This is a genomic window from uncultured Victivallis sp. (assembly GCA_944389935.1).
Lineage (GTDB): Bacteria > Verrucomicrobiota > Lentisphaeria > Victivallales > Victivallaceae > Victivallis.
In genome coordinates this window covers 21,813-47,208 of record CALXOE010000006.1, presented here as the reverse complement: position 1 = coordinate 47,208, position 25,396 = coordinate 21,813, and the positions used below count along the sequence as shown (strand labels likewise).

Here is a 25,396-nt window from a genome sequence, read left to right as displayed (position 1 = left end):
GCGGAATGGGACGCAGAAGCGGCAATGAGGGCGAATTCAAAGCCCAGAGTTACTTCCGGCTGCTGAAATACGCCCGTCCTTACTGGTTTCGGCTCTCGGTCGGCATCATTTCGGGGATTCTCGTCGGCGGCTCACTGCTTGTGAGCCTGCTGATGGTTCCCCGCCTGGTCGGTGCCGTCGAGCACGGAACCGGCAGCGGAGAGGCGGCCCAATTCGAGAAAGAGGCGCAGGACGTCGTCAAAATTCTCGAACAGCCCGGGCTGACCCGCGAGGAGAGGGAAAAAGCCGTCCAGGATCTGCTGCACCCGGTCGACAACGACCCGCAGCTGACCAAGATGTTGAACGAAGCGCGCAGTGCGGCGGAAAAGTATGGACTTCCGTTCTCCGTCGAGGGGCGCGAAATCGTCGTAAGCTGGCCGTGGAAGTTCCGATTCGAGGCGGTCGGCCCGGGCGGCCGGCTCGCCTGGCAGATCTTTGCGGTCTACGTCTTTGTCTTCATCATCGCGTGGACGGTGAAGAATCTCGCGACGTTCATCAGCAACTACTACACGCACTGGGTCGGGGCGAAAGTGGTCGCGGATCTGCGCGACAAGATCTTCGACAAACTCGTGAATCAGTCGTTGCAGTATTACGGAAAGATCGACATCGGGCATCTCATCAGCCGCTCGACGAACGACACCTCCGCAATCGAAAACGCGGTATCGAACTCGGTGGCGGATCTCACGAGCGCGCCGATCCAGATTTTCGCCTGCCTCGTGGCGATTCTCATGGCGTGCCGGGAGTACGAGAGCTACTCGCTTGTGGTGATTCTGCTCATCGGCGTACCCGTGATCTTCCTGCCGATCCATTTCCTCGGGCGTAAGATCCGCCGGGTCTACCGGAAGAGCTTTGCCCGCATCGCGGAAGTGTTCTCCCGCATGCACGAAGTGTTCACCGGAATCCGGCTCGTCAAGGCGTATAACACCGAAAAGATGGAGATCGAACGGTTTCACAGCGAAAACCGCCGCTACTTCAAGCAGGTGGTGCGGGCACTGCGCTTGCAGCTGCTGCTCTCTCCGGCGATGGAAGTCGTCGCCGTAATTTCCACGCTGGTCTTTTTCGTCTACTCGTACAGCCAGGGGGTCTCGATCACCGAGATCGCGGCGCTGCTCGCACCGGCGTTCATGGCCTACCGTCCGATCAAGGATCTGTCGAAAGTCGTGACTTCGATCCAGCGGTCGATGGCCGCGGCGGACCGCTACTTCGAGCTCATCGATACGGACACGTCGCTTCCGGAAAAACCGAACGCCGTAAAACTCAATGAGTTCCGGGACAGGATCGAGCTCGACCACGCCGAATTCTCCTATGAGGAACGCAAGATCATCGATGATGTGAGCTTTGAAATTCCGAAAGGCCAGATGGTCGCCGTGGTCGGCGAAACCGGGTCCGGGAAAACCACCATCGCGAATCTTATCGCCCGCTTCTATGACGTGACGGGCGGAGCTGTGAAGATTGACGGCGTCGATGTGCGCGATTACGAGATCGCCTCGCTGCGCCGGGTCATCGGCGTTGTGAACCAGGATGCGATCCTCTTCAACGACACGATCGCGAACAACATCGCCTACGGCTGCCCGGAAGCGACGCGCGAAGAGATCATCGAAGCGGCGAAACTCGCGAACGCCCATCACTTCATCGTCGACGGCCGCCACGCCGAGGGGTATGATACGGAGGTCGGCGAAAAAGGGTTCCGGCTCTCCGGCGGTGAAAAGCAGCGCGTGGCGATCGCCCGCGCGATTCTGAAGAATCCGCCGATCCTGATCCTCGACGAGGCGACCAGCGCACTCGATACCGTGACCGAAAAACTCGTGCAGGAGGCACTGAACCGGGTCATGGCGAACCGCACGGTCTTTGCGATTGCGCACCGGCTTTCGACGATCCGCAACGCGAACAAGATCATCGTCCTCAAAGACGGCAGAATCGCCGAGGCCGGCACGCATGAAGAGTTGATGAAAAACGAGTCCGGTATCTATTTCCGGCTCTACAACACGCAGTTTCAGCTCGATGAAGAGTAACCGCCTCCCCCATCACATTCACTTTGTCGGCATCGGCGGGGCCGGGATGGCTCCGCTCGCGGAGATCATGCTCACGCGGGGAGCGTCGGTCAGCGGAACCGACCGCGAGTCGACCGGAAAAACCGCGCATCTGGCCGCGCTCGGAGCGACGGTCCACGTCGGACACGACGCGGAGTTCCTGCCGGAAAACACGGAACTGGTCGTCTACTCCTCCGCCGTCACGGCGGAGAATCCGGAGCGGAAACGGGCCGCGAAACGCGGAATTCCACAGCTCCGGCGCGGCGAATTTCTCGCACGCCTCGCGGCGCTCTACCGGAGGCCGGTTGCGATTTCCGGATCGCACGGAAAAACCACCGTCACGGCGATGCTCACCCACATCCTCGTCCACGCCGGGCGGGAACCGGGATTCCTCATCGGGGCGGCGGTAAATGGCGGCGACTCCGCCTCGGCGGGCACGGGGGACGATCTCTTCATCATGGAGGTCGACGAGTCCGACGGCACCCACACGTTTGTCCATCCTTATCTCGGGATCGTGCCGAATATCGAGGACGACCACAGCTGGAGTGTCGGCGGAGAGGAGCAGCTCTTTGCAAATTTCCGGAAATTCGCGTTTCAGAGTGAACATCTGCTCTACTATCCCGGCGAGCACCCGGATGCACTTTTTGCGGATCATCCAGCGGCGACCCGGCTCGATTTTCCGGGACCGGGCGCATACGGCGGGCGTTGGCTCGGCTTCCAGGCACGCAACGCGAAACTCGCCGTTGCGGCGGCAGCTCTGCTCGGAGTCGATTCCGGAGAGGCGGAAGAGGCCCTCACGAGTTTCGCGGGAGTCGCGCGCCGCATGAGCGCGCACTGCAACTCTGACACGCTGACCGTGATCGAGGATTATGCGCACCATCCGACTGAGCTGGCAAATTCGATCGAGGCGCTGCGGCTCGCATATCCGGAACATCATCTGCGGATCGTCTTTCAGCCGCATCGCTACGCGCGGCTGCACAAATATCTGCCGCAGCTGGCGGCTGAACTTGCGAAAGCGGATTCGGCCATCGTCACGCCGGTTTTCGCGGCGTGGTGCGAAACGGGCCCCTCCGGCGGAGCCGACCTCGCCGCAGCAGCGGGGGAGCGCATCCGCTATCTCGACGGCAGCTGGGAGGAAATCGCACGCACGGCACTCGACTATACCGGCGAACGACCGCTGCTGCTCGCGGTGATCGGGGCGGGCGACATCGAGCAGATTTTCCGCCACCTGCCCGGGAGTCCGGCAGATGCCAAATGACACGCTTGCCCGAATGCGGCTCGTTCTGCTCGGAACCGGAGCTGCCGATTATGACTGGAACCGGTTCGGGGAACCGGGCGTACGCGGCAGTACCAGTTCTCTCCTGAACGGGCACATTCTCATCGACTGCGGCGTGACAGGACTCCGGAATCTGCAAAGGAACGGCATCGACTTCGGAGCGGTCGACGCACTGCTCGTAACCCACTCCCACGGCGACCATTTCCAGCCGGAACAGATTACGGAACTCGCCCGGACGCCGGACCGGACAAAACCGCTCCGGGTTTACGCCTCGCCCGAGGCGCTCGCACAGCTGCCGGCGACCGGGGATTTTGAGAAACGCGAACTCGCACCGGGACTCCATTTTCAGCTGGGCGAACTCAATGTGACCGCGCTCCCCGCGAACCACCTGACCGATTTTCCAACGGAGCAGGCGTATCACTTTCTCTTCGAGAGCGCGGCCGGAACGCTGCTCTATGCGCTCGACGGAGCGGGACTCACAAAACCGGAGTGGCTGCTGATCGACGGAATCAAATTCGACTGGATCGTGATCGACTGCACAATGGCGGAAGAGGGCGACTGGCGGATCTTTGAACATAACGACCGTACCGTGGTGCGCCATCTGCTCGCGACGTTCCGCAACCGCGGCATGATCGACGAAACGACCCGGGTCGTGCTGAATCACCTCGCCCGCACCCTCTGGCCGGAAGACGCGAAAGCCATTCAGGCCAAAGCCGCCGAAATCGGTGCGGAAGCGGCTTGCGACGGCATGACGCTCGAACGCGAACGCCGCTATTCCGCCCCAGTCGGCGTTTGAGAAAGAGAGAGCCGCCCCGGCGACTCACCCGCCCGCAACGCAAGTCTGCGCAGCTCGTCCCCGTGAATCATGAGCACGGGGATGCCGTGTTGTTTCATGCTCGCTCCGCCGTCGGACTTTTGAACGTCAACAGCGGGCGGAACGAAGCGAGAACCCGGATCAATCCCGCAGCCTGGAGAGCCGCGATGACCGACTCGATCTTCTTTACGGGCCTCCGGCGTCTCCTCGAATCAAAACCACCGGATGAACCGGGGGTTTTGATTTCCCGGGGGACAGCTATTTTCCGTCATGTTCGATGGTCTGGACCTCGTCTTCCGCCCAGTGCGCCCATTTGTGGAACCGCTTGTCGACCAGCGGAGTCTGAACGATCATCACAATGATCGAAATCACGGCGATTACGGCCACGGCGATCGCTCCGATCATCTCTTTCCGGGTAAAGACGCGGCGATCAGTCGCCGCCGCATCATCCGCAAGCGCGTTCTTCCGCCCCCAGATGAAGACGGGAATCCCGATCAGCAGGAAGACGAATGCGAACATGAGATAGCGCAATCCCGCCGAATAGATCATCCAGAGAGCGAAGAGCGACCCGGCAGCGCCGCATACGAGCGCGTAACGCGCGCCGACCTGCATTCCGGCGGGGTATTGTTTCGTCACACAGATTTTCCAGAGATAGAGTGTACACGCCAGATAGGGCGGCAGAATCATCACCGAGGTGATCGTCAGCATCGTATTCCAGGCGTTGTTCGCGAAGTAGACGAAGATCATCGCAAGCTGCATGACCGCGCTCGTGACAAAAAGCGAAACACTCGGCATGCCTTTGGAGTTGACTTTCCGGAACATGCGCGGGAACGTCCCGTCCAGCGCGGCCGCATACGGAATCTGCGCGATCATGATCGTGAATGCGAGCCAGCTCGTGAGCAGCGCGACGATCACACCGAGATTCATCAGAATCCCGCCCCACGATCCATGCACCACATCCTGCAGCAGCGGCGCGGTCGATGGATTCGCGAGATCCGCGAGTTGCGGCTGGTACATCCGCCCGAACGGCAGAACCGAGAGCAGGACATAGATCGCCAGACAGACCAGAAACCCGAGCACCGTCGCCCGACCGACCGCCGCCGGGCTTTTCGCCCGGGAGGAGACCACCACCGCCCCCTCGATGCCGATAAACGCCCAGAGCGTCACCGGCATCGTCGACCGCACCTGGTCGAAGAGCGACCCGAGCGGCTTGATCCCATGCTCCGGAATCGTCTGATTTCCAAGCACGTCGGTCGAAAAGAAAATCCACCGGAACGCGAACAGCATAATCAGAATGAAAAGCGCGATCGGCACAAGTTTGCACACCGTCCCGACCGTATTGATGAATGCCGCCTGCTTCATCCCGGCCAGCACCGCGAAATTCATTCCCCAGATCACGATCGATCCGCCGATGATCGACCAGAGGTTGTTCCCCCCGGTGAAGACCCCCGGGAAGAAATAATTCAACGCATCCATGAGCAGCACCGCAAATCCGACGTTGCCGAAGATGTTGCAGAGCCAGTAGGCCCAGGCCATCTGAAATCCGGCAAACCGCCCGAATCCGAGCCGCGCATAGGCGTAAATTCCGGTGGAGGCGTCCGGACGCGCCGCGGACAAGGCCCGGAATGTGTTCGCGATGAAAAACATTCCGATCCCGGTGATGATCCAGGCGATGATCACGGCCATCAGTGCGGCACTCTGCGCCATGTTCTGCGGCAGGCTGAAGATTCCCCCTCCGATCATGGCGGAGACGACGAGAGCGGCAAGCGATATGACGCCGAGTTTTCTGTTATCATTCGATTCCGACATTTTTTCTCCCCTTTCGCTGTTACGCGCCCCACTCCCGGGAGGCGTCGATGGTTGATATGCCTATGGAACCTGGTAGGATCTGCTCTTGGCGGGTTGTCCGGGCTTGTCCGGCTGCGCGTCCCACTCGCATTCGCCGACCACAATGAGCTCCGAACTCTTGATCGACTTCGACTCGGTCGAAAACAAATAGCCGATCCACGGAATCGATTTCAGGAGCGGAATCCCGGAAGAGGAGGTCACCTCCTCCTGCTTCCGCAACCCGCCGATCACGAACGAATCCGTTCCATACGGCAGACTGACAACCTGGCCGACCACACTGTTCTCCGAGATACGCGGCGTGCCATTGGATTCAAATCCGATCAGACTTGAATTGGAGAGTGAAACCGTGAACCGCGTCTCGGCCAGATTCACCGAGGCGTTCTCGATGTTCATCGAAAATCCAAACCCCGAAAACGCCTCGACCTCCTGTCGGTCACCTTTTCCGACCGGGACCTCCTCCTCCGAGGAGCTCGTGAAGTTCCGGCCGACCAGCGCCGACAGCAGTTCGTACGGCCCGACCCCCATATCGGAGGAACTCTGCGCGTCTCCCGCCGGCGTCGAACTCTTGACGTAAAAGATCTGCGTCTTGCGCTCAAGCAGCGCCGGTGTGTTGTTCCGAATGCACAACTCCCCGGTATGTGCGATCTTCGCCTCTCCTCTGCTGACCAGAAAATCGAGATACCGGGTGTTCCACTTCGGATTGAAATTGTAGAAACTCGTGCGTTCAGAGCCGGTTCGCCCCATGGCTCCGCCGTAAACCGCCGACCAGTTGTCCCGATAGCGGCCGCCCGCACTGAAGAAATCAGCCCCCTGATTGTTCTTCCACGCTTGAAAATCCACGCCGATCTTGTCGTCGTTCTCACTGTAGAGCTCGTAGACCCGGATCCGCAGTCGCACCTGAGGAATCGGAACGTCATAGAGCCGCAGCATCTTCTCGATGTTCGACTGCGAATAGTTCGTCACGTCGAAAACCAGCCAGTTCAACGCGGGATCGTAAGCGACCAGATCCTGCCCCTGCCAGAGTTCCGTCACATCCGTCACATTCATGCCGACATTCTCGATCATCGGCATGAGATTCCGGGCGGGAACGAATTTCGGGATGTAAAAGAAAGTCTGTGTCCCCAAATTCGCGCCCATCTGCGGCTTGTCGAGGAACTCAATGAGCGAGTCGAATCCCATTCCATTCTCATGATCCCGGAACCGGTACTCCTCGGCGCTGACGATCAGAAGTCCGGTGCCGTCGACATATTTCAGACACTCCACGGCGGTGTTGCTGCCGAGCTGCAGAGCCGGATTGTAACCGGGCTGGGCGTTCACCGGAGTCGTGAGCTCCGCCGAACTCGTCGTCGCGATATAAGGAGGTGTCGTCGTATTGCCCGGGTAAATCTGCTCGAGCGCCGTGTTGCCGACCCGCTTCGACTGCACCATCTGACGCAGATAATCGCGAATTTCGTACGGATCGACGTGTCGAACGAGATAGGTTCTGGTGACGACCCGCGGATCGTTGTTGTCCCTGACGAAATGAACCGCTTCGGCATCGTCCCGAACCGGGACCTGCAGATGAACTTCGACCCGCGTGCTGTCATAGCCGCCGGTGTTGCCGAAGTTCGAGTCCCGCGGCGGTGCAGGAACTTCGCCGGCGGCAAAGATTCCGCTGACGGCGGCGAAGAGCATCGGGAAAATCCATGCAGTTTTTTTCATGGCCGCACCTCCCTTATTTCAATTTCCGGAGCACGCCGCTCTTTTCCCGCAGCGGGCTCGTGTTCAGGATTTCCGCGGTCACGGTGAGACAGACATGGGTCTTTTCCTCGCTCGTGGTCGTCGTGCTGAAGAGATATTTCAGAATCGGCACATCGGAGAGAAACGGCACACCGATGGTCTGTTCGACTTGTTCCTCCTTTTCCCAGGTGGCGAGCAGTTTCTCGACGCCGAGATCGATCGCGACGTTGCCCTGCAGCTGAGTTGTCTCGACGAGTTCCGCCCCGTAGTTGTTGCGTTCCACGACGCTGGCGGCCTGCACGTCGTATCCGAAAACGAGCGTGCCGGGAACTCCGTCGTAAGCTCCCGGGGTGTAATTCGGAATCTCGAAATCGACCTCGGAGCCGCTGTGCAGACAGGCGATCGGCGTCACGATCTTCAAATAGACCTGATTGAGCCCGGCCTGAAGTACGGCACTCTCCGTCACGCTGCTCTGGTCGTTGTTGCTCTTCACGATGTTCTGAAGTTGCGGATTGAAGAAGATCTCGTAACTGTTCTCATCGGAGTTCGCGACCGTGAGGGTGGCGCTGTTCCGCAGTGTCGCCCTGCCGCTCTGTTCGAGCACCCGGATGAAACTCGCATCGAACTGCGGCGCAAAGAAGAATCCGCCGAACGGCCCCGATGCCGCCTGCAGCGCGGCGCTCCCTCCGGAGGAGAGGCTGAATACGTCAAATCCCACCTGAAAAAGATTCAACCCCGGTCCGTTCTTCCAGGCGAGGTATTCGATTCCGAGATCGCGCAACGTGCTGTCGCGCACCTCGTAAAGCTGGAACGTCAAAGTGATCTGCGGCGCGGGACGGTCGAGAAACGCGAGGAACTGATAGATGAACTCCGAATTCGTCGCATTGTCTTTCCAGTAAATCTGGTTTGAATTCTGATCCCAGCCGTAGACGGAACCGTAAGGCCCCTCATTGATGAATGCGTTCACAATGATATTAACAAGATCCTGACCGGAGCGGTATTTCGGCTGATAAACCGCCCGGGTGATGCCGGTTCCCCGGATGATGTCGCCCGGGACTTTGCCGTCGATCGTGACGTTGCGGTCAGCCATCTTCACAAAGGCATCCACATACGGCATCATGCCGACGGGACAGGTCACGGTCAGAATCTGCTCGTTCTGCGACCCGTATTCGATGCAACTCACGGAAGAGTTCATGTTGTACCGTTTGATCATGCCTGCGACAAACGGCATCAGATCGTTCGACTGGGCATACTTCAGCACATAGATCTTGGAAACCATGTAGTCCTGCGCATCGTCCTGCACAAACCGCAGAAGCTGGACTCCGGATTCAGATCCGCTCCCCTCCTCCCCGGGAGCGGCGGCGACATGGCCTGCCAACAGCGCCGAAGAGACCAGAACCGTCAGCGCCAATCCGGGTGAACCTCTCATTCCCCACCTCCTCATCCTTAAAATTCCGGCCGGAAATGCGCCGAACCGCGGCGGTTTCACTGGCCGATCGGATTGTTTCACGGCATCCCGGTGCCACGGGGGCGGGGCAGAAACGCAGGCTCCCGGGCGCGGATCAAAAAGAATCACTCCTCCTCGAAATTCTTTTCCATCCCAGGTTTTGTAGCTTCTGATATCAATAGAGATCCGTTTCCCGGTTTTGTCAAGTCGCATCTGCAAAAAAACGATAAAATTCTATTTTCTGCAGAAAAACAGAGAAAAGATAAGGAAAAAGAAAGATATCACTCTAAAAAAGTGGTATTTTTATTACCATTCTCTATCCGCGGTCCGGCTGAGACGACCGGAAACATCCCGGAAATTTTTCCGGTAGCGGGTTGACAAATCCGGCTTTCGATGTTAGGTTGTCAGGGAGATATCCCGGGGAGAGCAGATGATGAATACGGCAGCGGCCGAATTTCCGGCCGGAGAAGTTCCACTCCAGACAGCGAAACGCTTTGCCGCTCCGATCACGGTGGCAGGCATGTTCAATGTTCGCGACTTTGGCGGGCTGGAAACGGTTCCGGGACGGCGGATCAAACCCGGCAGGGTGTTCCGTTCCGACGACTTGAGCGGACTGACCAGCCGCGGCAAAGCCGCACTGGAAGAGCGCGGAATCCGGACCGTCGTCGATTTCCGGGGAGACGATGAAGTGCGTCTCGCACCGGACCGGCTTCCCGACACGGTTCAACGCACCGTGCGACTGCCGATCGAACCGGGGAACGTCCTCGAACTGACCCGGCTGACCTGCGAAACCGCCCCGGAAATGATGTGCGAGCTCTATCGCGTCCTCGCGCGCGATGCGCAGGAGATGTACTGGGAGTTCTTCCGGCTGCTGTCGAATCCGGAAAATTCGCCGCTGCTCTTTCACTGCTCGGCGGGGAAGGACCGCACGGGATTCGCCGCGGCGCTGTTTCTGCTCTCCCTCGGAGCGCCACGCGAGACGGTGCGTCAGGACTATCTGCTCTCCGCCCGGCTTGTGCGGGAAAAATACCGCAGCGCGATCGAGGCGGATGAGCGGTTCGCTTCGATCTACACGGTTCGCCCGGAATACCTCGCCGCCGCGTTTGAAGTCATCGACAGAGAGTTCGGCGGAACGGAGCACTACCTGCGGAACTGCCTCGGCATCGACACCGCGCTCATGCGGGAACTCTACACGCAGGCGGAATAACCGCAGCGGCGGTCAACATCCGCCCGGAGTCCGGGAAAGCCGGCCGGCCGCGGCACGCACTTCGCTTTCGATCCGCAGCCGGTCGCCCTCCCGCAGCTGACTGACCGGCACACTCGCACCGATCGCCGCGACCAACCGCCCGGACGGCTCGAGGATCGCCCCGGAGATCCGGAGAAAAATATCCCGGTCAAACGGCGAAACTGCAATCTTCGTGTGCCGGATCTCCTCCAGACAGGCATCCAGAGCGGCACGTTTCTGCCAGAGCATGAGGCCGAACTCCGAAAACGGCCAGCGTTCGTTCTGGATCAGAAAACTCTCCTCATCCGCAAATGCCAGCCCGATCAATCCGGCCGCCGTCGCGTAAGGGTGCATGATCTCCCGGTTCAGGCGCTGAATCACTCCGGGCCGCTCGAAGCTGATCCGGAACGTCTGTTCGATCCCCTGTTTTCCCGCCAGCCCGAACACCACCGTCCCGCGCGGCACCCGCTGATACAGCAACAGGAGTTCCGGTTCGGCCAGCTGTTCCAGCGGCGACCCCGGCTGCTGTCCGGCAAGCCGCAGCAGCTCCGGCCCGAAGAAGAAACGCATATTCCGTTTCTCCAGAAATCCCCCCGCAGTCAGCGTCCGGACCAGGTTGCTGCAGGTCGGAATTTTCAGCTTCAGCGCCGCGGCGATCTCCCCGAGCCGCATCCCGTCCGGCGATTCCCCCACGAGCTTCACGATATCCATCCCGCGAACCAGAGCGCCGACCAGATCCCCGTTTGCCATTTCGCCTCCGTTTTTTGTTTTTTCATCTCTCCAAACCCAATATATTTCATCAATGATGAAATTTCAATTAACATTGATGAAAAAACATCTATTTTGCGAGGAAGCCGTATTGACATTCCCGAGGGAGTCAGGTATAATTATGGAGAAAGGGAACTCAAATCATTCAGGTGAAACGGAGAGTGAAAATGAGCATTGCAGGAAAAACGGCATTCATCACAGGCGCCGGCAGCGGCATCGGGCGGGCGACGGCGCGGACGCTGGCAGCGGGGGGAGCCCGCGTCTACTCCCTGGGTCTGAAAGCGGACGAACTCGAGTCGCTCGCGGCGGAACTCGGCGACAAATTCGCATTCACGGCGGGGAACGTCGCCGACGAATCGACGGTCAAAGCGGCGTTCGCGGATTGCGTGGCGAAGTTCGGCACGGTGGATTTCCTCGTGAACAACGCGGGGGTCGGGATTCCGACGCCGGACCTGGCCGAAGCGGATCTCGCCGTGTTCCGGACGATGTTCGACGTGAACGTGACCGGAGTTTTCCTCTGCACGCGGGAGGCGCTGAAGCTCATGAAGCCGAAGAAATCGGGGCACATCGTCACGCTGATCTCGATGGCGGGACAGCGGACGAATCCGGGCGCACCGCTCTACTGCGCGTCCAAATTCGCCGCGCGCGGCTTCTCCGGCGGCCTCGCCGATCAGGCGATCGCCCATCACATCAAGGTGACTGACGTGAATCCCGGTCCGGTCGACAGCGCCTACTGGGGCGACCGCAAAGTCCCGCGCGAAAAGTTTCTGAAACCGGCGGACGTCGCGAACGTGATCCGTTTTGTTCTCGACCAGCCGGACTACATGATGATCCGCGAGATCAATTTCGACAACATCAACTTTCTCATCAAATAGGAGCAATCTTCATCATGAAAGCGGCCCAGTATCTCGGCGCGCGCCGGATCGCGTACAATGAGATTCCCGACCCGGTTCCCGGCCCCGGTGAAGTCGCCGTGAAAGTCGCCTACTGCGGAATCTGCGGCACGGATCTCCACATCTTCCACGGCAGCATGGACAGCCGCGTCCATCCGCCTCAGGCGGTGGGACACGAGGTGAGCGGTACGGTCGCCGCGGTCGGTCCCGGCGTCACGGGGTGGCCGGTCGGAACGCCGGTCACGGTGCGCCCGCTCGACAACTGCGGGAACTGCGGAACCTGCCGGCGCGGCTACACGCACATCTGCGAAAAGCTCCGGTTTCTCGGAATCGAAACGCCGGGAGGCTTTGCGGAGTACTGGGTGGTTCCGGCCCGGCTTCTGCACCGGCTTCCGGACGGGATGCCGATGCAGCTTGCGGCGCTCGTCGAACCGCTCGCGGTCGCCTGTCACGACGTCCGTCGCGGCAGGGTGCAGCCGGGCGAAACGGTCGTCGTGAACGGCGGCGGTCCGATCGGCATGCTCGTCGCGCTTGTCGCGCGCAAGGCGGGCGGAGAGGTCACGGTTGTGGAGATCAATCCGTTCCGGCTCGCCTTCGCCCGCGAGCTCGGATTCAAGACGATCAACCCGAAAGAGACCGACGCGGCCGAAGCGGTCCGCGAGGCGACTGGCGGCAGCGGCGCGGATGTCGTGTTTGAAGTCTCCGGTTCAGAAGCCGGAGCGCTGGCCATCACGGCGATGGCACGGCCGCGCGGCCGGATCGTGATCGTGGCGATCTATCCGAAACCGGTTCCGGTCGATCTGCACAAGTTTTTCTGGAAAGAGCTCGAACTGTGCGGCGCGCGCGTCTACGAGAAAGAGGACGTCGATGCGGCCGTCGCGCTCGCCGCCTCGCGGGAGCTGCCGCTGGAGAAGCTCATCACGAAAGTATTTCCGCTCAAAGAACTGCAGCAGGCCATGGAGTATCCGGAGAGTGCCGGAAACGTCATGAAGATTCTGATCCAATGCACGGAGGAATGAAATGATTCTCGACAAATTCAAACTCGATGGAAAAGTCGCCCTCGTCTCCGGCTGCCGGCGCGGCATCGGGCGCGGCATCGCGGTCGGTCTCGCGGAAGCGGGCGCGGATGTGATCGGCGTGAGCGCCCAGCTCGAACCCGACAGCGAAGTGGAACGCGAGATCCGCGCACTCGGCAGAAACTTCTATCCGTATCAGTGTGACTTCTCGGACCGCAATGCGCTTTACGCATTCATCGCGCAGGTCAAACGCGAACACCCGAATGTCGACATTCTCTTCAACAACGCCGGTTCGATTCTGCGGAAACCCGCCGTCGAGCACCCGGATGAATACTGGGATAAAATCATCGAAATCAATCTCTCGGCACAGTTCATCATGACCCGCGAATTCGGCCGGGAGATGATCGCACGCGGCTGCGGCAAGATCGTCTTTACGGCCTCGCTTCTGAGTTTTCAGGGCGGCGTGACCGTTCCCGGGTACGCCGCCTCGAAAGCGGGGGTGAAAGAGCTCGTGATGGCTTTCGCGAACGAGTGGGCCGGAAAAGGCGTGAATGTGAACGGCATCGCTCCGGGATACATCGCGACCGACAATACGCAGGCGTTGCGTGAAAATCCGGAACGCAGCCGCCAGATTCTCGAGCGCATCCCCGCGGGACGGTGGGGCACGCCGGAGGATTTCAAGGGGGTTGCCGTCTTCCTCGCCTCGGCGGCGAGTGATTATGTGAACGGTTCGATCTACCTCGTCGACGGCGGCTGGATGGGGAGGTGACTCCGATGAACCGGGTTGATACCGCCGCAGTCGCCGGCAGCGTGCTCGAGAAGCACTTCGCGCTCGTTCCTCCGGAAAAATACCGGTATCCGGAAGTTCTTTCGTTTCATGCATTCGCGAAGCTCGCGCTCGATCGCAACGACGCGGTTCTTCTCGACCGCTGCCTTGCGCTCATGAAGCCGCTCCACACGGGGAAACTCACGCAGACGTTCGGGGCCTACGACTTCTATCGCCTCGGCGGCAGCGCGTTTGCGCTGCTCGTGGCGGCGGGGAAACTCCCGGAAGAAAAGGAGACGCTCCGGAAAAGCATCGACGAATGGCTCGCGGCCGGGCCGCGCTGTCGGGAGGGATTTCTCGGATCACAGAACCCGAACCATCCGACGACGCATGTCTGGATCGACATGGTCTTTGCGACCTGCCCGTACCTCACGCTCGGCGGTCTGGCCCTCGACCGGCCGGAGCTGCTCGACGAAGCGGTCCGGCAGCTTGAACTCATGCGCGATTTCTTCCGGGATCCGGCGACCGGACTCTACCACCAGTCGCTCGGGAAGCTCGGGCCGGACCGCCTCTCCGACGATTTCTGGAGTCGCGGGAACGGCTGGGGACTTTTCGGACTGGCGGAGAGTTACCGCTTTCTGCCGGAGACTCATCCCGGCCGGGGAGAGATCGGCCGAATCCTTGCGGACCACCTGACCTCCTGCTGCGACGTTCAGGACGGCAACGGGATGCTGCACCAGGAGATGAGCCGGGAGGATTCCTATGTCGAGACTTCCGGGACGGGGCTTTTCCTCTTCGCGCTCGGCGTCGCGCTCGAAACCGGGCTGCTGCCGGAACGTTTCCGGGAGAATCTGCTGGCGGGCCTGCGGGGATACCTCGCCTACATCGGGCTGGACGGCTCCGTGCATAACTGCTGTTGCGGCTGTCTCTGTCCCGGAGACGGGAGCAAGGAGGCGTATATGCAGCGTCCTTATGCGTTGAACGACCCCCACGGCTTCGGTCCGGCGGCGCTCGCATTCGGACAGGCTGCAAAGATCGGAATCGCCGCGATCGGCGGCTGACAGAAAGGAAATGAATCATGACTACTTATCCCGTCCCAGTCGCGGAAATGCGCGAACGTTATCTGAAGCTCTATTCCGGCGCGGTCAACGATATTCTGAGATTCGACTACAGGATGCACGCCGCCCTGCCGTCGGAATTCGCCCCGCTCGACCGCAGTATGAAACTCGCGGGACAGGCGTTCACGATCAAGGGAGCGCCCGACATCACCACCGACGGAGAGTTTGAAATGCGCGCGCAGATGCTCGAAGCTCTCCCGGAGGATTCCATCGTCGTCTGGGACTGCACCGGAGACCGCATCACCGCCCAGTGGGGGGAAGTCATGACCATGGCCGCAATGCGGGCCGGCTGCCGCGGCGCGCTCGTGAACGGAATCCGGGACACGGATGCGATCCTCCGGCAGGGATTCCCGATCTTCAACATCTACCGCAGCAACGTCGGCATGCTCGGGCGGTTCCGCATGTACTACTATCAGAAGCCGATCCGGATCGGCGAGATCGTCATTGAGCCGGGAGACTGGATCTTCGGCGACATCGACGGCGCGATCCGCATTCCGGCCGATATCGCGTACGATGTTCTCCTCAAAGCCGAGAAACTGCTCGACCGGGAGGTGGGAATCCGCGGCATGGTCAACTCCGGACTGCGCCCGACTGAAGTCGTCAAAAAGGGAGGATATTTCTAAACCATGGCTTTCTTTCTGACCGAAGCGGAACGTTCCGGAATCCGCGCGTTCCGATCCGACCCGGTCTACTCCAACCTATACTGGGGACTCCTGAACCGGGTGAGAAAATATGCCGCCTCCCCCTCGCTCGAATGCGCCGGGACCGACACGGAGTGGCCGCACCATGTTCTGGAGTATCTCACCGACGCCGCGCTCGTCTGCGCCGTCGCGCCCGAAGAACGTCTGAAAACCCGGCTGCGCCACGCCGCGCTCGACGTGGCCGAACTGCCGCTCGACGACTGGATCGGGCCGTTCTTCCGGGATCACACGGCGACTCCGCCGCGCGGCCACCTCGAAACCGCCCACTACGCGGCGGGACTGGCCATCGTCGCGGACCTCGTGCCGGAACTCTTCCGCGCCGAAGAGGCCGAAATCATCCAGGGAGCGCTGCGGGAAAAAGCCGTCCCGCTCTGCCGGGAGTGGCTCAGGTGGAACGATCGTCTCATGAACTGGCGCTGCATTCTGCTCTCCGGACTCGCCGTCGCGGGGGCGGTTCTCCGCGATGAAACCGTCCTCGACGAAGTGAGCGAAGAGTACCGGTTCTGCCTGAACGCAGTCCAGCCGGACGGCAGTTACGGCGAATCGCTGCAATACTCGAACTACTGCTTTCGCGGATTGATGCTGACGTATGAAGCGCTGCTGCGCAGCGGGCGCAACCCGGGCGATATGCCGTATGCAAAAGCGGTCCGCTGGTTCCGCCACAGCCTGCTCTACAACAAGCCGCTCTCCGGCTGGGGCGGGCATCCGCGCCCCCGGTCGCTGAATTTCAACGACAGCGCCGCACTCTTCGGGCCAGATCCGGATCTGCTCATGCACATCGCCGTCCGCGCCGGAAAAGAGATGCCGGCGGAAGCCGCAACCGCCCGGGAGCTCTTCGATGAACTCTACGCCGCGACTCCGGCGCAGGGGCCGTTCGACCGCAGCAGCTTCGGATTCCTGAACCGCTACGGGTTCCTGAGCGTCGTGCTCTATCCGCAGAGCGCAGCCGCCGCCCCGGAGAAAGCGGGAGGGGAACCGCCCTGGGCCGCTTTTTCCAACGGCGACCGCATCGCCCGGAACAGCTGGGAAAATCCGCGCACAATCCTCGGATTCCGCGCCGGATCGGAGTACCTCAACGCACCGGGACACCTGCACGAGGATGCGAACAGCCTGATTCTCGCCTATGCCGGGGAACGGCTGCTCGTCGATCCCGGTCACTGCTGCTACCGCAACTGGCTGCATCACTTCGATCTGGCGGCGGGCAGCCACAACACGTGCGTCTTCCGCTGCGGCGGAACGGAGCTCGGCCAGAAAGGGACTCCGGGCCGCCGGATCGGCCCCGGCCGGACGCTGAGTCCCGCCCTGCCGCGCGGCGGACGGCCGCTTCTCGCGGGACGGTGCGGCAGCGTAACCGTCTTTGCCAACGACGCCGCCGAAGCCTATGGCGCGCCGATCCGGCGTTTTGAACGGTTCGCGCTCCTCTGCGGGGAGCACGTGCTCTTCCTCGTCGACCGGATCGAGAGCAGCGAACCGGTGACCGCAATCTGGAACTGGCTGCTCAACAATCGCGACGGGGAACTCGAATGGAAACTTCTGCCGCCCGACCGGCTCGTGGCGCGGCGCGGACCCGCCGGGATGAAGCTCTTCCACATCGGCGCGGCGGACGATTTCCCGCAGGGACCTTTTTACGGTCACGTGCACGATGCGTACCATCCGCTGCCGGGGCAGAAAGGGGAAGGAGCGCCGGGCAGCGGTCTGCAGTTCCGCTGGCTGGAGCGCTCCGACCGCACCTCGCGGCGCGTCGTCCACGCGATCGCTCTCGACGACTACGGGCCGGTCACGCAGTGGCATCTGCAGACCGGCGCGGCAATCGCCCTGAAAGGGAGGGCTGAAGAGTGGGCACTCGCATTCGGGGACTCCGGGGAGATGCTCGTATCGGAAAAAAATTCGGGAGAATCCGTCCGCGTGGTTGAAACGGCGGAAAAGTGGAGTATGTTTCCGGCATGAAAATCCTGCGCACAATAAAACTGCCGGGGCTGTGGGCACTGCACAGCTACTACACGCTGCCGCCGTGGGCGCCGGACAACTCCGGGCGGCTGCTGCTCGCGGGGGTGGACCTCGCGACGCGCGAGGGAGAAGTGTTTGTGGTCGGGAAAGACGGCGAAATCGAAGAGCGCTTCGGCCGCCATGCGGTCGAGTCGGACTTCTTCCACACCGGGTTCTGGCAGAGCTGGAGTCCGGACGGGCGCAGCGTCTACTTTCTGAACGGTTCGCTGCGTCATCCGCAAATCACCCGCCGCGAACTCGCGACCGGGCGGGAATGCTCCATCGACGGCGCGATGGAGGGGGCGCCGCCGGACGGGGAGCCGATCGTCTCAGCCCTGATCGGCATGCTTTACGCGGCCGGCTACGGGACCGGGGTCTACAATCCCGGGCTCAGCCCGGTTCCGTTTGAAGAGCGTGACCGACACGGGGTGTTCGAGTACGACCTTGCCGCCGGGAGCGCCGAACTCCGGCTCAGCGTGCAACAGGTGCTCGATCTGCATCCGGACCGGGAGAAGCTGCTCCGGCTCGACCGCGAACTGGCGGAACGCAACGGCACTCCGACCGGACTCACGCTCATGTGTTACTGTGTGCGCTGGAGCCGTGACGCGCGGCGAATGATGTTTCACTTCGGCAACCACTGTGTCGTCAAAGAGCGCGGGGAACCGAAAATCCTCTATCTTTTCACCTGCAACCGGGATTTCACGGATCTGCGTCTGGCGCTCGATCTCTGCGACGGCGGCGTGCACTGGAGTTTCCATCCGGACGGGGAGCATCTCGTCGGGTACGCCCGGAACGTCCTCTCGTCGGTCGGGATTGACGGAACGGGATTCCGGCAGCTGTGCGACGCGCGTGGCGGCGGCCATCCGAGTCTCTCTCCGGCGGATCCGCTGCTCGCGGTCACCGACACCTACAACGGAATGATCGAATTCTGGGACATCGGGAAAAACCGGAAAATCGATGAGGCGTTCTTTCCCGCCCTGACGCCGGGGAAAGAGGCTTATCGTCACGGACGCAACGAGTTCCGAGTCTGTCATCACCCGGTATTTTCGCCGGACGGGCGGAGGGTGCTCTTCAATGTACTGGAGGATGAATTGAGTTATCTGGTTGAAATCGAACCCCCGGTGCGGCGATGAGCGTCCTCGGAAACATTCTCTGCCGCGGCAACACCTGGCCGGTCGGACGGACGCTCACGGCGCGTTTCGCGCGATGGCTCGGGCGGCTGCTTGCGCTGCGCCACCGGAACGTCGAGCTCGCCCGCTCGGTCATGATCGCTCCGGACGCGCGTGTGAATCCCCGCGACGGCAGAATTGCGATCGGGGAACGCTCCCTCCTCGCCTCGGGCGCGATGGTCGAGGGGGAAGTCACGATCGGGGACGACTCTTCGGTCCAGAACTACACGATCATCGTAGGCTATCCCGGCAACGGAGCGGTCCGCATCGGCAGCAAAGTCCGGATCGCCGCCCACACCATGATCGTAGCGACAAATCACGTGTTTGCCGATCCGAATCGTCCGATTCACGGACAGGGGTTGAAACCGGAACCGATTACGATTGAAGATGATGTATGGATCGGGGGGAATGTTTTCATCACGGCGGGAGTCACCATCGGCAGCGGCTCGGTCATCGGGGCGGGGTCGGTGGTGACCCGGTCCATTCCGCCGCGGAGCGTCGCGGTCGGCGCTCCGGCCCGGGTCATCCGCCGCCGGGAGTGAGCCGAATTCCGGATCGGGCTTGACTTTCCGTTGCAGAAGCGCTATTTTCGTTTCCATACAGAAAATCGGCAGGTGTTCTCATGAAAAAAATTCCGCTCATGCTCGCGGCCGGAATTCTCTCGGCCGGGTTGTTCGCCGCAACGCTGCACGTGGCTCCAGACGGCGACGGGGAATCCGTGTTCCGGACCATCGGAGCGGCCGCGATCCGGGCGCAGCCGGGCGATGTGATTCTCGTCCGCCCCGGCGTCTATCGGGAACACATCGCACCGGAACGCGGCGGCGAGGCGGGAAAACCGATCGTCTACCGCGCCGCGAAAGCAGGAACGGTGTTCGTCCGCGGCAGCGAAATCTGGAGACCGGAACTCACTCCGGTGGCAGGACAAAACAACGTTTTCACCACTCCGACACCGGACGACGCATTCTTCGGAGATTTCCCGAATCCGTTCAAACGCAAGCTGAATGCGGGCAGCTCCGACAAAAAAGAACCCGCCCGCCCTGCCGACAGTGCGCTGCTGCCCTACTCGCTCGGGCAGATTTTCTGCGATGAACGGGAGCTGCGCCAATCGCAGACGGTCGAGGAAGTAGACCGGGTACCGGAGAGCTGGATCCTCTCGCCCGACGGAAAGAGTCTCCGGCTGCACATGCCTCCGGGATATGACCCGAGCCGTTCACAGCTCGAGCTTTCCGTGCGGGACCGGGTGTTCGCTCCGGCGCGACGCGGGCTCGGCTACATCGAGATCGAGGGTTTCATCTTCGAGCACTGCGCAAATCAGGCACCCTTTCCGCAGCTCGGGATGGTTTCGACCCGCAGCGGTCATGACTGGGTGATCCGCAACAACGTGATCCGCCATGCCAAAACGGTCGGCCTCGACGTCGGCAGCGAATACTGGCGCACCGATCTGCTGCCGAAAACCACACCGGAAGACCGGAAACTGCTGCGCAAAGGCGGACGCCACCTCGTCACCGGAAACCTCATTGTCGAAAACGGTCTCTGCGGCATCGCCGGATGGAGCTGCCGCGGCGTGAAGATCATCGGCAACACCATCGAACGCAATAATTTACTCTCTCTGACCACGAGCGAATGCAACTGGGAGGAGTGGGCCGGAATCAAACTGCACGAAGCGGATGAGGCGCTTGTCGAAGGCAATCTCGTCCGCTTCAACGGCGCCCATGGGATCTGGTTCGACAACGGCTACAATCAGGCGCGCATCACGCGGAATTTCGTTTTCGGCAATGTCGGGACGGGGATATTCATCGAGCTCGGCGCTGGCAACATCCTCATCGACAATAACATCGTGGCGAATACGACGCCGTTCTTCGGGCCCTATCCGGGACGGGGGATCTACGCGCACGACGCCTCCGGCGTCCGGATCTGCCACAATCTCGTCGTCGACAACAAGGCCGAGGGAGTCTACATGCAGAACGTCACCGACCGGAAATATCACGGCAAAATCGTCGAGACCTCCGATGAACTCGTGGTCAACAACATCTTCGCAAACAACGGCGGCGGCGTGAGCCTGCCGTTCCCGGAGAAACGTTCCGGCAACTGCGTCACGGACCACAATCTCTTCGTCGGCGACGTGAACTTCCGGTACAGCGCCGGAACCGCCTGGGAACAGATTCTCGCCGCAGTGAAACCGAAGCTGACCCCGGAAGAGCTGTTTCGTGCGGAACTCGTCCGCGGCTTCGCCCCCGCCGTGTGGCCGAAAGTGTCCGGCCGCGAAGAGGGATCGATCTTTCTTCCGCAGCGCGAATTCCAGATCCGGATCAAACCGTTTGAACCGTCGATCTACATCCGGAACGTCTCCGGGAAAACCTTTGTGTTCGAGCCGGTTGCGGGAGTGGAGCGGGATTTTCTCGGTCAGCCTTACGGGAAAACCGTCCAGCCCGGTCCGTTTCAGGATCTCAGCAGCCGGACCGATTACCGGCTGCTCTTCCCGGTCCGGAGATGAAAGGCGGTGGCGGGATGGATTATCCGATCGACTATCCGGTCAAACTGCTGAATATTCACACTTCCAGTTTCGATGGATTCTATTCCTACCCTCGTCATTACCAGAAATTTCCGCAACTCTATCTCGTACTGGAGGGGAAAGTTTTCTATGAGGCGGACGGCGAGGAACTCACATTGACCGGCGGCAGCGGCGTCTGGGTTGCGCCCGGTTGCCTGCGGGCTCCGCGCGCGGGATCCGATTCCGGGCGGAAACTCGTCGGCATTTTTCTCGCCCGGCAGGAGCTGTTTCCCGACTCGGCGGGGATCCGGCGGATCACCCTCGACGGGTCGGGTCGCCGCGACGCAGCGGAATGCGCCGATGCCGTCGAACGCGGCGGTTCCGGCGCAGTGATTCAACTGCTGTTCAACCGCCTCTGCTACACGCTGGAGGCGGCTCTCTTCGAGCCGCCTCCCCCGCACGATCCGCGGCGGGAGCGGGAGGAATCGACGGTCCGCGCCCTCGAGAGAATCATGAGTGCAAATTTAGGCAACCCGCTCTCTTTCGAGGAATTATGTCGTCTCGCCCATCTCTCGCAATCGAGTGCGGGGAGGAGTTTCCGCCATCGGCTCGGAGTCTCACCGATGGAGCATTACCGCAGAATGCGCCTCGAACGCGGAGCGGAACTGATCCGATCCGGGCACAGCACGGTCTCGGAAGCGGCATTCGCGACCGGATTCTCCTCTTCGCAACATTTCGCGACGGCATTCCGAAACTGTTTCGGGAAAACCCCGACGGAACGGAATTGACCGGATTTTATACAGAAAAGAGCAGTTCTTGAACGAAATTCCCGATTTTTCCGGTTATATTTCGTCAGTTTTCCATACATGAAACTGGAGGATGAAGCCATGGATCCAATCAAAGTCGGAATCATCGGATTCGGCCGCAGCGGATGCAACATCCATGCCGACGCAATCGCCCGGATGCCGGAACTGTTTGAAGTGTGTGCGATCTGCGACCTGCTGCCGGAACGACGCACGCATGAGGCGTTTCCGCACGCGAAACCGTATGCGGACCATCGCGAACTGCTTGCGGACCCTGCGGTCGAACTTGTGGTGGTTGCCCCGCCGAACTGTTACCACGCCTCTTTCGCCGTCGAAGCACTGAACGCGGGCAAACACGTGCTGTGCGAAAAGCCGTTCGGCTTCACCACCGCGGATGTCGATGCGATGATCGCGGCGTCGAAACGGGCGAACCGCATTCTGCAGCCCTTTCAGCAGCGGCGCTATGAGGAGGATTTCCGCAAAGTGCTCGAGATCTGCCGCAGCGGCAGGCTCGGGGCCATCGATTTCATCCGCATTTCGTGGGTCGGATTCAGCCGCCGCTGGGACTGGCAGACCTCCCGCCGGTTCGGCGGGGGTCAGCTCTATAACAACATGCCGCACCTCGTCGATCATGCTCTCGAACTCTTCGGAGAGAGGAACCCGGCAGTCTGGTGCACGATCAACAACGCCCTTTCCAGCGGAGACGCCGAGGACGAAGTTCACCTGATTCTGCACGCGCCGGGAGCTCCGACCGTGGAAGTCGAAATGGCGGCGACTGCCGCCTATCCGCTCGACCGCTGGTATGTCTGCGGAACGGCCGGCGGACTGCGCGGCAACGCAACTCATCTCGAATGGAAGTGGGTCGACTGGAGCAAAATGCCGGAACGCCCGCTCGATCTCCATCCGACAGCCGGGCGCAGCTACAACAGCGAAACCCTCGAATGGCACAGCGACAGCTGGGATGCGGAACAGCAGAGCGACGCGGGTGCCGGCGCCGCGCCCGCGCCCAAACCGGTCATGGCTCTCTACTCGGGCCTCTACCGGGCCATCCGGCAGGGAGCGCCTCAGGAGATCACGCCGGAGCAGGTGCGCCGCCGCGTAGCCGTCCTTGAACAGTGTTACCGCATGAATCAAATCCCGTTTCCGAAAGGGACCCGCTGAAAATGGATTCTCTTACCGCTTATCTCGGAATTAAGACCTATTCGTTCCGCTCCATCCCGGCCAACCCGGATGTCGCCGCAGCCGTGAAAGAGTGCGGGGTACGCACGGCGGATCTCTCCGGATGCCATGTGAACTATGCGAAACCGCGGAGCTGGCCGGATGTGATTGCGGCTTACCATGATGCGGGAGTTCGCCTCTCCGGCATCGGCGTGGTGGGATGTTCGCCGGACGAAGAAAAAAACCGTCCGTTCTTTGAATTCGTCCGGCTGGCGGGATGCGGTGTCGTGAGCGTCACGTTCCCACCGGAAGAGCACGAGATGACGCTGAAAATCCTCGAGGCGCTCTCGGAAGAGTACGGATTGCGCGTCGCGATCCACAACCACGGCGGCTATGACTGGCTCGGCAACTCGACGATTCTGCGCTATATCTTTGCGCGCACCTCATCCCGGATCGGGCTCTGCCTCGATACGGCGTGGTGCATGCAATCGGGTGAAAATCCCGTTGCCTGGCTCGAAGAGTTCGGCAGGCGGCTTTCCGGAATCCACTTCAAGGATTTCACGTTCGCCCCCGACGGGACGGCCCGGGACACCGTCGTCGGCGAGGGAGCGCTCCATCTTCCGGAGCTGCTCGCCCGGTTTCGCGCGCTCGATTTCTCCGGCAGCGCGGTTGTGGAATATGAGGGTGACGATCCCGTCGCCGCTTCCGCCGCCTCGGTGCGGAACATCCTCCGGCTCTATCCGGAATGAACCACTCTCCCGCCTCGCTTCAACCGGCCGCCCGCGCGGCCGTTTTTTGTTTTCAATGCCGGAGAAATCCTTTTCCCGGTGGAAAAAAATAGTTTTTTGAAGAGAGAATGCCGTCTGGTGCTCAAACGCCAGATGGCATCACCTTTCCTGTTCTAATCTTTTCAAAACTCTATCGCCGATATTTTCCTTTACCATGGGGCTCACTGGGCATACACGCCGCAAGCCGCCGAAAAGTGCTGAAAGAGTTTCGCGGCGAATGGTTCGGCGCTCACATTACCTATCCCGGAAAGTACCGGAATCCGTAAAGGGACTCCGCCGCCGGAGCGATTGAAATCGCTGAAAAAGAGATTCGGACGCATCTTGACGGACTGGTTCGGCAGTCCAGCGAGGGATACGTTGCATACGGGAGGCTCCGCCAAGTCACGTTTGTCGTCTGTAATCGCTCAGGAACAAATGTGCGCAAAACTTCGGACACTACCGAGCAGAGTGAAGCATATTTCTTTGTTTGAAAAAAGTGCGATATTCAGTTGGAGAACGGCCGGTATGCTTTTTCATGAATCGAGAAAGATAGAATTCCGAACTGAAAGCAAGTTTTCCCGCCACCTCTCTCAAAGTAATTGACGGATCAGCAAGAAGAGCCATTACTTTCCGCAGAAGTATATTGGTCAGATATGTTTTTGGTGTTAGCTTAAACCTGTTTTTGAATCTTCTGCGGAAAACATCCGCATTCATTTCCATTTTTTCAGCCAGTGATTCCACTGTCATTAACGCATTGCATTGTTCAGAAATAAACGGCAGCAATCGGTCTAAAATCGGATCGAATTTTTGCATTTCACTCTCGGTTCCTTCCGGCCAATGTTTCAAAAAGAAATCCAGCAGCAAAGCGCGGATGCGGCAAACTTGCCGCATTGCATTTTCATCCTGCCAAATCCGGGCCATTTCCTGAATCATTGCAGAGGCGTCTCCTTCAAGGCATTGAGAATTTTCCGAATTGAAAAGATCTATCCCTGGAAATTTTTCAAAACCAACATGAAATGTATAATACATAATTCCAGGTTGGAGACAGTAATCAGCCGCTTGCCCGCTTGGAATAAAATAAAAATGATTTTCCTTCAGAATACGGGAAAAACCAATTCCGTTGTCGATAAAACTCTCTCCTGAATTATCGCTTTCAAATACAAGAACCAAAATATTGTAAGGGAAAACGCATCTGTCATGAAACGACAGGCGTTCTTTGCGGAGAAGATGCAGAACAATCATGTTCGATGCATTGAACAACGAGAGATGACTTTTATCTTCAATGTCGGGAAAGTGCATGATTTCCATTATAAAAATCCATTCCTTTTGCCTTTTTTTGATATATAATAATATACAAAGAAA

Annotated in this window: 23 protein-coding genes; 17 read left to right on the top strand and 6 right to left on the bottom strand. The window is 60.2% G+C overall.

From position 1 onward, the window contains the following. The first annotated feature begins 5 nt into the window (after positions 1 to 5). Genes Q0J85_RS03350 through Q0J85_RS03340 form a run of 3 tightly spaced genes read left to right on the top strand, consistent with a single transcriptional unit; the run spans position 6 to position 4,141 of the window. Positions 6 to 2,051 carry an ABC transporter ATP-binding protein gene (locus Q0J85_RS03350; RefSeq protein ID WP_294478238.1) on the top strand — a complete coding sequence of 682 codons (2,046 nt, stop codon included), beginning with the start codon at positions 6 to 8 and terminating at the stop codon, positions 2,049 to 2,051. Further along, on the top strand, positions 2,041 to 3,327 hold the full coding sequence (locus tag Q0J85_RS03345; RefSeq protein WP_294478236.1) for a Mur ligase domain-containing protein: 1,287 nt from the start codon (positions 2,041 to 2,043) through the stop codon (positions 3,325 to 3,327). Before Q0J85_RS03350 ends, Q0J85_RS03345 begins: the two co-directional genes overlap by 11 nt. Further along, a complete protein-coding gene (locus Q0J85_RS03340) occupies positions 3,317 to 4,141 on the top strand; it encodes an MBL fold metallo-hydrolase (RefSeq protein WP_294478234.1) in 825 nt (274 codons plus the stop codon). Before Q0J85_RS03345 ends, Q0J85_RS03340 begins: the two co-directional genes overlap by 11 nt. On the opposite strand, the gene Q0J85_RS03335 is transcribed toward Q0J85_RS03340, so the two are convergent. The 4 genes from Q0J85_RS03335 to Q0J85_RS03320 form a co-directional block, all read right to left on the bottom strand. Next, complete coding sequence (locus Q0J85_RS03335; protein ID WP_294478233.1) at positions 4,117 to 4,239, bottom strand: hypothetical protein; 123 nt, start codon at positions 4,237 to 4,239, stop codon at positions 4,117 to 4,119. The two genes, Q0J85_RS03340 and Q0J85_RS03335, sit on opposite strands and share 25 nt — an antisense overlap. 178 nt (positions 4,240 to 4,417) lie before the next feature. After that, positions 4,418 to 5,968 (bottom strand): basic amino acid/polyamine antiporter, encoded by a 1,551-nt coding sequence (locus tag Q0J85_RS03330; RefSeq protein ID WP_294478232.1) that lies wholly within the window; start codon positions 5,966 to 5,968, stop codon positions 4,418 to 4,420. 60 nt (positions 5,969 to 6,028) lie between these two features. After that, positions 6,029 to 7,708 (bottom strand): hypothetical protein, encoded by a 1,680-nt coding sequence (locus Q0J85_RS03325; RefSeq protein ID WP_294478231.1) that lies wholly within the window; start codon positions 7,706 to 7,708, stop codon positions 6,029 to 6,031. Positions 7,709 to 7,721: 13 nt separating this feature from the next. Continuing rightward, a complete protein-coding gene (locus tag Q0J85_RS03320; RefSeq protein WP_294478230.1) occupies positions 7,722 to 9,155 on the bottom strand; it encodes a hypothetical protein in 1,434 nt (477 codons plus the stop codon). A gap of 72 nt (positions 9,156 to 9,227) precedes the next feature. On the opposite strand from Q0J85_RS03320, the gene Q0J85_RS03315 reads away from it, so the two are divergent. After that, on the top strand, positions 9,228 to 9,551 hold the full coding sequence (locus tag Q0J85_RS03315; protein ID WP_294478229.1) for a hypothetical protein: 324 nt from the start codon (positions 9,228 to 9,230) through the stop codon (positions 9,549 to 9,551). Between the two features lie 52 nt (positions 9,552 to 9,603). Further along, the gene (locus tag Q0J85_RS03310) at positions 9,604 to 10,380 is read left to right on the top strand and encodes a tyrosine-protein phosphatase (RefSeq protein ID WP_294478228.1); all 777 of its coding nucleotides are present in this window, start codon (positions 9,604 to 9,606) and stop codon (positions 10,378 to 10,380) included. A gap of 12 nt (positions 10,381 to 10,392) precedes the next feature. Here the strand turns inward: Q0J85_RS03310 and Q0J85_RS03305 are convergent, their stop codons facing one another. After that, on the bottom strand, positions 10,393 to 11,148 hold the full coding sequence (locus Q0J85_RS03305) for a helix-turn-helix domain-containing protein (protein WP_294478227.1): 756 nt from the start codon (positions 11,146 to 11,148) through the stop codon (positions 10,393 to 10,395). Between the two features lie 185 nt (positions 11,149 to 11,333). Here Q0J85_RS03305 and Q0J85_RS03300 point away from each other — a divergent pair, with 185 nt between their 5' ends. The 12 genes from Q0J85_RS03300 (at position 11,334) to Q0J85_RS03245 (ending at position 24,016) form a co-directional block, all read left to right on the top strand. Then, positions 11,334 to 12,041 (top strand): SDR family oxidoreductase, encoded by a 708-nt coding sequence (locus Q0J85_RS03300; RefSeq protein ID WP_294478226.1) that lies wholly within the window; start codon positions 11,334 to 11,336, stop codon positions 12,039 to 12,041. A gap of 14 nt (positions 12,042 to 12,055) precedes the next feature. Next, on the top strand, positions 12,056 to 13,078 hold the full coding sequence (locus tag Q0J85_RS03295; protein WP_294478225.1) for an alcohol dehydrogenase catalytic domain-containing protein: 1,023 nt from the start codon (positions 12,056 to 12,058) through the stop codon (positions 13,076 to 13,078). A gap of 4 nt (positions 13,079 to 13,082) precedes the next feature. Then, on the top strand, positions 13,083 to 13,844 hold the full coding sequence (locus Q0J85_RS03290) for an SDR family oxidoreductase (protein WP_367274591.1): 762 nt from the start codon (positions 13,083 to 13,085) through the stop codon (positions 13,842 to 13,844). Positions 13,845 to 13,849: 5 nt separating this feature from the next. Then, on the top strand, positions 13,850 to 14,902 hold the full coding sequence (locus tag Q0J85_RS03285) for a glycoside hydrolase family 88 protein (protein WP_294478223.1): 1,053 nt from the start codon (positions 13,850 to 13,852) through the stop codon (positions 14,900 to 14,902). A gap of 17 nt (positions 14,903 to 14,919) precedes the next feature. Further along, complete coding sequence (locus Q0J85_RS03280; protein ID WP_294478222.1) at positions 14,920 to 15,582, top strand: RraA family protein; 663 nt, start codon at positions 14,920 to 14,922, stop codon at positions 15,580 to 15,582. A 3-nt stretch (positions 15,583 to 15,585) separates the two neighbouring features. Further along, entirely contained in the window at positions 15,586 to 17,607 is a 2,022-nt protein-coding gene (locus tag Q0J85_RS03275) for a heparinase II/III family protein (protein WP_294478221.1), read from the top strand. Next, positions 17,604 to 18,779 (top strand): hypothetical protein, encoded by a 1,176-nt coding sequence (locus tag Q0J85_RS03270; RefSeq protein WP_294478220.1) that lies wholly within the window; start codon positions 17,604 to 17,606, stop codon positions 18,777 to 18,779. Before Q0J85_RS03275 ends, Q0J85_RS03270 begins: the two co-directional genes overlap by 4 nt. Beyond that, positions 18,776 to 19,357 carry an acyltransferase gene (locus Q0J85_RS03265; RefSeq protein WP_294478219.1) on the top strand — a complete coding sequence of 194 codons (582 nt, stop codon included), beginning with the start codon at positions 18,776 to 18,778 and terminating at the stop codon, positions 19,355 to 19,357. The genes Q0J85_RS03270 and Q0J85_RS03265 overlap by 4 nt, the downstream gene beginning before the upstream one ends. A gap of 80 nt (positions 19,358 to 19,437) precedes the next feature. Then, positions 19,438 to 21,309, top strand: a complete 1,872-nt coding sequence (locus tag Q0J85_RS03260) for a right-handed parallel beta-helix repeat-containing protein (protein WP_294478217.1) — start codon at positions 19,438 to 19,440, stop codon at positions 21,307 to 21,309. 14 nt (positions 21,310 to 21,323) lie between these two features. Then, positions 21,324 to 22,094 (top strand): AraC family transcriptional regulator, encoded by a 771-nt coding sequence (locus Q0J85_RS03255; RefSeq protein ID WP_294478215.1) that lies wholly within the window; start codon positions 21,324 to 21,326, stop codon positions 22,092 to 22,094. A 99-nt stretch (positions 22,095 to 22,193) separates the two neighbouring features. Next, positions 22,194 to 23,270 (top strand): Gfo/Idh/MocA family oxidoreductase, encoded by a 1,077-nt coding sequence (locus Q0J85_RS03250; protein ID WP_294478213.1) that lies wholly within the window; start codon positions 22,194 to 22,196, stop codon positions 23,268 to 23,270. 2 nt (positions 23,271 to 23,272) lie between these two features. Further along, complete coding sequence (locus tag Q0J85_RS03245; RefSeq protein WP_294478211.1) at positions 23,273 to 24,016, top strand: sugar phosphate isomerase/epimerase; 744 nt, start codon at positions 23,273 to 23,275, stop codon at positions 24,014 to 24,016. 474 nt (positions 24,017 to 24,490) lie between these two features. Here the strand turns inward: Q0J85_RS03245 and Q0J85_RS03240 are convergent, their stop codons facing one another. Beyond that, positions 24,491 to 25,342 carry an AraC family transcriptional regulator gene (locus tag Q0J85_RS03240; protein WP_294478209.1) on the bottom strand — a complete coding sequence of 284 codons (852 nt, stop codon included), beginning with the start codon at positions 25,340 to 25,342 and terminating at the stop codon, positions 24,491 to 24,493. Positions 25,343 to 25,396: the final 54 nt, after the last annotated feature.